Consider the following 6,942-nt stretch of genomic DNA (forward strand, 5'->3'; position numbering starts at 1 on the left):
TGCTATCACTTTATCAAACCTTTTTTCTTGCGCCGATAATATGTAGCTTGACCAATTCCAAGGGCTTCCCAAGGCTTTTTTGAACGCTCTGAATCAGCTTTAGGGCCACGTTTGGACTTGGCACCTCCCTTCGCACCACGTTTAGCTTGAATCTCGCTGAAATCTCCATAGCTGAAACGCTGCCAAACCCATTTAGCAATACTCTTTGATGTCGCCTTTACTTCGCTATACGGTAAAGGTTGTTCAAAACCGCTATTAATCGCTTCTATTTGCGCCCTGACGGCTCTTTCCCACTCGTGGCTAGAGTTGTGGTGCATGTAGTCTCTAATCGCCTTATACGCCCAATGACGCCCTTTCTCGAACATGGTGACATTGCGACCTAAACCAACTACTTCAAGTTTTTTCGGTATCTTCTTCGGCAGATCCACGAAGTCAGCAAGATAATCCAGCGAATACGCTTTATCAGTCCAAAAAATCGTCCTCCACTGGTCATTGAGAGGATTTTTTGTGATCAAATGAGAATAACTGAGATCAGCACCCATTTTGAGTGCAAAAGCGTAGTAAATAGCTTGTGCGTACTTGATTGCTTTCACACTAGCAAACTCGCTTGTACAAAGCGGTATCTCAAGCTTGTAGCAGTGATGGCAATGACCGTTGATTGGGTTCTGTGTTGTCCAAAACGGCTGTGGCAAACCTGCGTCAAACCAGGATAAAGCGGAATCTTCTTTGTCATCATCAAAGACAAAGTAAATCGTCATAAGTGGCGGATTAACTTGAATATAGGGCTTTTTAACCGCAATAGATTTGGGACGAATAAGCATATAGCCTGGTTTTTCGTCCATACAATAAGGTTTAATCGGTAGGTCTTGATAAAAAATTGACCGAAAATCAGTGTCTTTTGCTTCACATTTATTCATTTATAACAGTAACCGCTTGCAAAGCTCGCAAACACTGCTAAAATTAAGACATATTCAGGTGTTTAATTTTTAGTGTTTTCAAGCATTTAAATTAAAATTCCGAAGAAAGACAGGACGGCAATCCTGTTTTTTTTCGCCTATGAAAATGTAGCACTATTTTCAGTAAAAGCATACTGCAGTAAAAACAGTGATTTAGAGATGCTTTTTTTTTCGAGTACAGCAATGTAAAACATTGCTACGCAGAAAAATAAAGGGTCATCTTCTACTTTTACGCTTGATCACGTTGAATGCTTGATTTAACTCAATCGGGTCATAGTTCAAGCTTTTACACAAAGTAAAAAAGTTTTGATTGTCCATTTTTTCATGACACCAATTTAGCTGTAACAGCCAATGTTTTTCTGCATTTAATTGTTCGCACACATCATGTAAATAAGACAAGTCTACATTTTCCATTTCAGAAAAAGTAAGCATTGCAGCATAAGCAACGTCACTGATTGATGATGTTTCAAAGTGCTCGCTAATATCTATTTTCATAATTTTTTCATCTCCTACATTGTGAATCCGTTGTCATTATTACGTTCAATAGCTTTTGTTTCAGGCTTCGCCTGAAATAACGGCTTAACTTCGTTTTCTTTTTTATCAAGATCATTTAAGCGATATTCGTTTGAAGTTCGTTCAAGTGAGAATGTCCGATTGAGCTTTTGTCGAGTGTCGTAATTCAGATGACAGCCTGATTTTTTCATATAATCAATAATGCGCTCATCATTGCGTATCATCTTGTTTACAATATCAATTTCATCTCTACTCAGCCCATTTTCATAGTGTTGATAGTGTCCTAGTTCTTGAAATTTGGTTTCGATGTAGTAAGCGACTTGCTCAATATTTCGATTCTTAAATGCTTCATGCTGACGTTCTGACCAAACAGCAATACGCTCCGCAGTCGGTGAGCGATAACCATTGTTTTTGAAATATCGAGTTAAATCAGTACAGGGCTTTGGCTTAATCACAACATTACTGAGTTGTCGTGCAATTAAATCAATGTGTTTAGTTGTTCGATCAAGTTGTTGACTGAAAGTTCTAGCTTCTGAAGCTTGTTGTTTAACTCGCTGACGTTGATTTCGTTGTCTGTTGCTGTATTCAATGATGATGCTGTCGAAAGTGCTTTCGTTAATTGCGATTGTGTGAGCTGTATATCGTCCAGAATTGGTTTTAGTTCTTGATTGATCTTGCTCTGCACTAATTTTTCGATGTTCGAGTTGTCCAGTACAGTAAGCAATTTCTCTTGCAAATGTTTTTGCGCTTGCATTGCGAATGTCTGTAAAGACTGCGACATATCTAGCTTTGGTACTTGGTTCATTTGCTGAATTAGTGCTGTGTTGCGCTGTTCTAAGTGCTCGATGTACTTCTTCTGCTCGTTGATACAAGTCTGCTGTAGCTCGTTCTGTTTCTGTAGCAAACTGACTTGCTGACTGATTAACTGCTTTAATTCGCTCATTTACTTCACCCATGAAATTATGATCAGGATTAGCAGTAATGCTGTACATGATACTGACAAAATTAGACTGATTTTCTGCTGTTGTTGCTGTGTCTGCTGTTGAGCTAAGCTCTGAATATTCAAACTTTCGGCTTGTTTCACTAAACTTTGTACCTGATTCAATAGCTCGGTTGATCTGTGCGTCAGCTTCTGCACTGATTCCTTTTGCTCTTGTGCGTTGTTGATCAAGTTCTGACAGCTCTGCTGTATTTCGTTGTCTATAAATTTCAATCGGGACCTGGTACTTGTCTGCAAAGAATCTAGCTCTTGATTCAGTTGCTCGTTGAAGTTTGTTATAGAGTTCATTAACTCGTTTTGCATCGACTTCATTTGCTCTTGATGCGCTTTGATCTGCTTCTGCTCTAGCTCGATTTTCTGCGTAAGCAGTGACATTGAATCCATCTTTATAAAACTCCCCTCCGAGCTTCACGGCTGTCTTATCACCGTGTAATTTGACTGAAATAGTGTCTTTAGCGTTTCGTGTGATGATTCCATATTCAGCAAGCGTTTGGACAACATCGTTACGGTCTTGAATCACGCCTGCGTTAATGCGTTGGGCAACGATTTTATTTAAAAGCTCTTTTTTTTCAGGCTTGGTTTTACCTGCAAAATTAATTTCAATGGCCGCCAATCTTTGTGAATGCGTGTGGTGCGGTAGCTGTACATCAGCTTTCAAAATTGCGAGGTCATCAGGTTTGGACCAGCAATGTTTTTCGTTTAAATAATCTCTGAGTTTATCGAAGTATTTTTCGTGTCCGGGCGGAGCAATATTTAATGACTTACCTGTTCCAAGATCGACACGCGGCACCAAAACATGCACATGCTTTGAACCATCCTGAGCTACGTGTAGCACGGCATTCATGTGATAGCGTGTCGGGTCTAAATCAGCAAAAGCATGTTTTTCAAATTGATCTAATGTTTCTTGAATCTGTGCATCAGTCGGATTGTCTTGTTTTGACCAAGCGATTACTGCTGACGAATAGCGGTAATCAAAATCTAGGCTTTCAGTAATGGCAACAAATGTTTGTGCATCACCTCTGAGCGTCTGAATATCAGGACGCAAATCGCCTTTTGCATCTTTTTCAGCAAGTAAATAGCCAACCGCTTTGCGTGGACAGCCTTTCCCATGTTTCGTAAATTTAATGTGCATCGGTTTCGACCTCCACTAACTCAACGGCTTTGACTGCTCGGACTCTCGCATTCTCGATAGCGGTATCGGACATTGTTGTTTTTTTAATTTCACCAATCACGCTATGTATATCTTCTTGGATTGCTTGAAGCACTTGCAGACACTCGATAAAGCTAAATTCTTGAGTGAGATCCAACTCTTGTTGTTTGTCATTTTTAATTAGGTTCAAGGCTCTAGCACACTGATTCAGATTTGTACCGACTCGACCAAGTTCGAATAATACGGCTGGGTCTACTTTTGGTGGTGGTCGATGATGCTTTTTTTGTTTGAGTGGAAATGTGGGTTTCACATAGTTTTCAATTTCAACTAAATGAAATTCTGCACTAATCGCATTTTTAATTAGTCGATTGTTGAAGTCACTAAACTGTAAGTTTCTTTTCTCAAGAAAATCATCAAGCTGATTTTTTTCATCAACTGTCAGACGTAGACGTTTAACTTCTGATTTCGGATTGATCTTTTTAAATCTTGTTAAGTCATCATCCATTTTTACCACTCCCCTACTTTGGGTTTTTGGTTTTTGCTTTTGGGGGTTTGGGGGCGAAGCCATCCAACAAGACTCCTGTGCGACAACATCGATGGACTGCGTAGCAGGCACATGATTTGTAGCTACAGGGTAGGCTTGCTTAAATTTCAAGTTAGCACTTTGCGCTTGAATAAACAATCGTTCATCAAGAACATTGTTTATTCATAGCAAGGGCTAACGAAATTTAAGGAGGCAGGGGAGTTATAGAAAAAGCAAAATAAAAGCGGGCTGGGAGGTTATGGACAATCGCAAGCGAACATCAAAACTGGTCTGTGAATAAGGCTTATGGACAAGTTGTGGAAAAGCATAGCTGTACCACAACTTGCCCACAAGCTTATATCACAGGTTTTGATTTTGCCCACAACCACCCGACGCCCATAGACATAGAAGTTAAAAATCTAAAAAGAGAATGTTTATTAGTCATGGTGAGCAATATTGCTTCGCAATCTTGCTTGGATATATAGGGAACAGGCGCCAGAGAACAGACCCCATACTGATAGCTATTTGGAAAAACAGATTTCTGCTTTAGACCCGGCTTAACTGCTACTGATTTTCTGTTTTTCTGAATGCGGCTTTTATGCTTCTTAATTAGCGCATAGACAGTAGATTTAGACAGTTGAGTAGTATTTACAATCTCAGCAACAGATAAGCCTTTGCGATGCAGCGAGAGGGCTTTTCTGCGTTGTTTTGCGTATGACTTACCTTTTGCTGCTCCACCTTTTCTTCCTAACTGTTTTGCGATCTTGCGTAGCACATCGTTAGTGTTTTCAGAGTAGCTATAACGCTCATAACAAAAACGGGTAATACTCCGGCAGATTTCACGCACTTCACGCTCAACCAGTGGCGTTTTGCACTTCTCAAGATTGAGTTTATTCATGAAATCAAACAAGCAAGACATAAACTGGCGTTTTGTCCAGTCCTCGCCATGTTTGAAATACAACTTATAAGCGTGATGCCGTACTGTTTCAAACAGCCAATTGTTACGCTCCCCTACTGTTATATTTTTGCTTAATTTGACCGCTTTCGCTGAATTTGGAGTGAATAGCATAGGGCGTATCACTGGACGCTCATATATACGTGTGATTCTCGCAAGTTCAGCAAGCTGATACGGCTGTACTCGCATAGTAGATACTCGCCACATGCTGCTATGCGGATTTTTGGCGACTGAATTTCTATGTGCAAAATCACCGTTTAGAAGCTCTTTAAGGCGTGTTTTTACTGCATTCAATAGCACAACCGCTTTCTTGCTATAGCGTTTATTTTTTTCATCAATGCAGACTGAATTTCGCAGACAGTAATAGAGCTGAACGTGTCCGTTTACAGGGTTTTTGACAATCAGATTAGGCAAAGGTAAATCAGGGTTTAATTTGATTATTTCCTCGATACTGGCTGCTACATTGCTATCAATATCAATAACAAAAGTACCAAGCCAAAACTCTGACGCATATCGGAGATAACCATATTGCGAACGCTCACTTGGTGTAATGAAATCAAAATGATCTCTCTCTCTCGGTGAGTTTTTCCCAGTGCGTAGGCGTAAATGCTTCGGTTTGTGGTTCAGTGTATCTTTGCTAACCCAATGCGGTGTAAGTGGTGATAAGCACTTGTCAAAAAGGGCAAGAGCTTCTTGTAAATCAGCAATTTGTTCTGATTTATCAATAAATAAATACGATTTTGGTGAAATATTTGTATGATTTGAACTAATTTGCATCGCACAAGCCCTTAGATGGCTTGCGGAGTGGTCTTTGACTGCTATAATGATTAAGCATGTTGACTATCCGTAAGTGATCAACACGTACATCAAAAGACCCATTCTCGCCAAAGAATTTTTTCGGGTCTTTTTTTGTACCTGAAAATCGAGTTTTTTATTAAAAAGAATCTGTTAAAAGCACGTTACAACTGTTTGTTGTTCAATGCAACAAATGGCGAACCTCTAAAATACATTTTTTTTAAAATTCACGTTCTCATTGATGCAATTTCAGCAAAAAAAGTTCGTTACCACATCAAAACCTGTAATTTTTCAAGCATATTGACTTGTGCCATGTTTCATTTGAGCCACTTTTTTTTCTGAGGACAGCACAGCCTTTGGCTGTGCTCCGCAAGAAAAGAAAGGGGCATTATGGCTTTTCAGCTTCTGCTAACAAATCACCAGTTTTGTCATCTATTGGCTGTTCTTCGACCTTGCCCTTCTTTTTTAATTGCTGTGGCTGATGTGGGGCACGTAGATCACGAATTTCAGATTTCAGCTCACTGATCTCAGTCTGAAAACGGCTAATATTCTTCTGCGCTTCTTCAAGTCTGACAGATGCAACACGTTCATTAGACTGAGCTTCGGCAACTTTTAGCTGCAACTGGTCACGTTCTGCTTTCAGAGCTGTATTACTTTGCTTGAACTCAGCAAGACCTTCAGAATATTGCTGTTTTGCTTCTGCATATTGCTCAGATATGACTTTCTTATGCTGTTCATACTGTTCAATAATTTCAGCTTTACTTCGTGCATGTTCTTCTTCAAGAAATTTCAACTTCGCTTTTAAATCCTGATTTTCAGAAGTTAATTGCTCAATTTCTGTGAGCTGACTGCTATTTTCTTCTGATAGTGATTCTTTATCAGCTAGTGCTATTTCAAGTTCTTCTGACAAGCGTGTGATTTCACTTGCATAACTGTCACCGATCTCGGTGATGCGACCTGCTACAATATCTGCAACAACTTCTGACAGCTTCTTCTGCTCACTGTCTTTTAGTGCTACGGCTTTCTTTTCAGCATCTTCACGATGTTCAC

General features: G+C 39.7%; 6 protein-coding genes. All 6 read right to left on the reverse strand.

Annotated elements, in window-relative coordinates:
- Positions 1-5: 5 nt before the first annotated feature.
- Entirely contained in the window at positions 6-917 is a 912-nt protein-coding gene (locus FTV38_RS15995; RefSeq protein WP_179991720.1) for a replication initiation protein, read from the reverse strand.
- Positions 918-1,172: 255 nt separating this feature from the next.
- Positions 1,173-1,451 carry a hypothetical protein gene (locus FTV38_RS16000; RefSeq protein WP_179991719.1) on the reverse strand — a complete coding sequence of 93 codons (279 nt, stop codon included), beginning with the start codon at positions 1,449-1,451 and terminating at the stop codon, positions 1,173-1,175.
- Between the two features lie 14 nt (positions 1,452-1,465).
- The gene (locus tag FTV38_RS16005; RefSeq protein ID WP_179995767.1) at positions 1,466-3,601 is read right to left on the reverse strand and encodes a hypothetical protein; all 2,136 of its coding nucleotides are present in this window, start codon (positions 3,599-3,601) and stop codon (positions 1,466-1,468) included.
- Entirely contained in the window at positions 3,591-4,274 is a 684-nt protein-coding gene (gene mobC, locus FTV38_RS16010; RefSeq protein ID WP_180022980.1) for a plasmid mobilization relaxosome protein MobC, read from the reverse strand. The genes FTV38_RS16005 and mobC overlap by 11 nt, the downstream gene beginning before the upstream one ends.
- 223 nt (positions 4,275-4,497) lie before the next feature.
- Positions 4,498-5,874, reverse strand: a complete 1,377-nt coding sequence (locus FTV38_RS16015) for a replication initiation protein (protein WP_180009610.1) — start codon at positions 5,872-5,874, stop codon at positions 4,498-4,500.
- Between the two features lie 406 nt (positions 5,875-6,280).
- The coding region (locus FTV38_RS16020) for a hypothetical protein (protein ID WP_180022981.1) at positions 6,281-6,942 on the reverse strand (662 nt) is incomplete at its 5' end.

It is taken from the genome of Acinetobacter sp. YH16044 (assembly GCF_013417145.1).
In the GTDB taxonomy this organism is placed as follows: Bacteria; Pseudomonadota; Gammaproteobacteria; order Pseudomonadales; family Moraxellaceae; genus Acinetobacter; species Acinetobacter amyesii.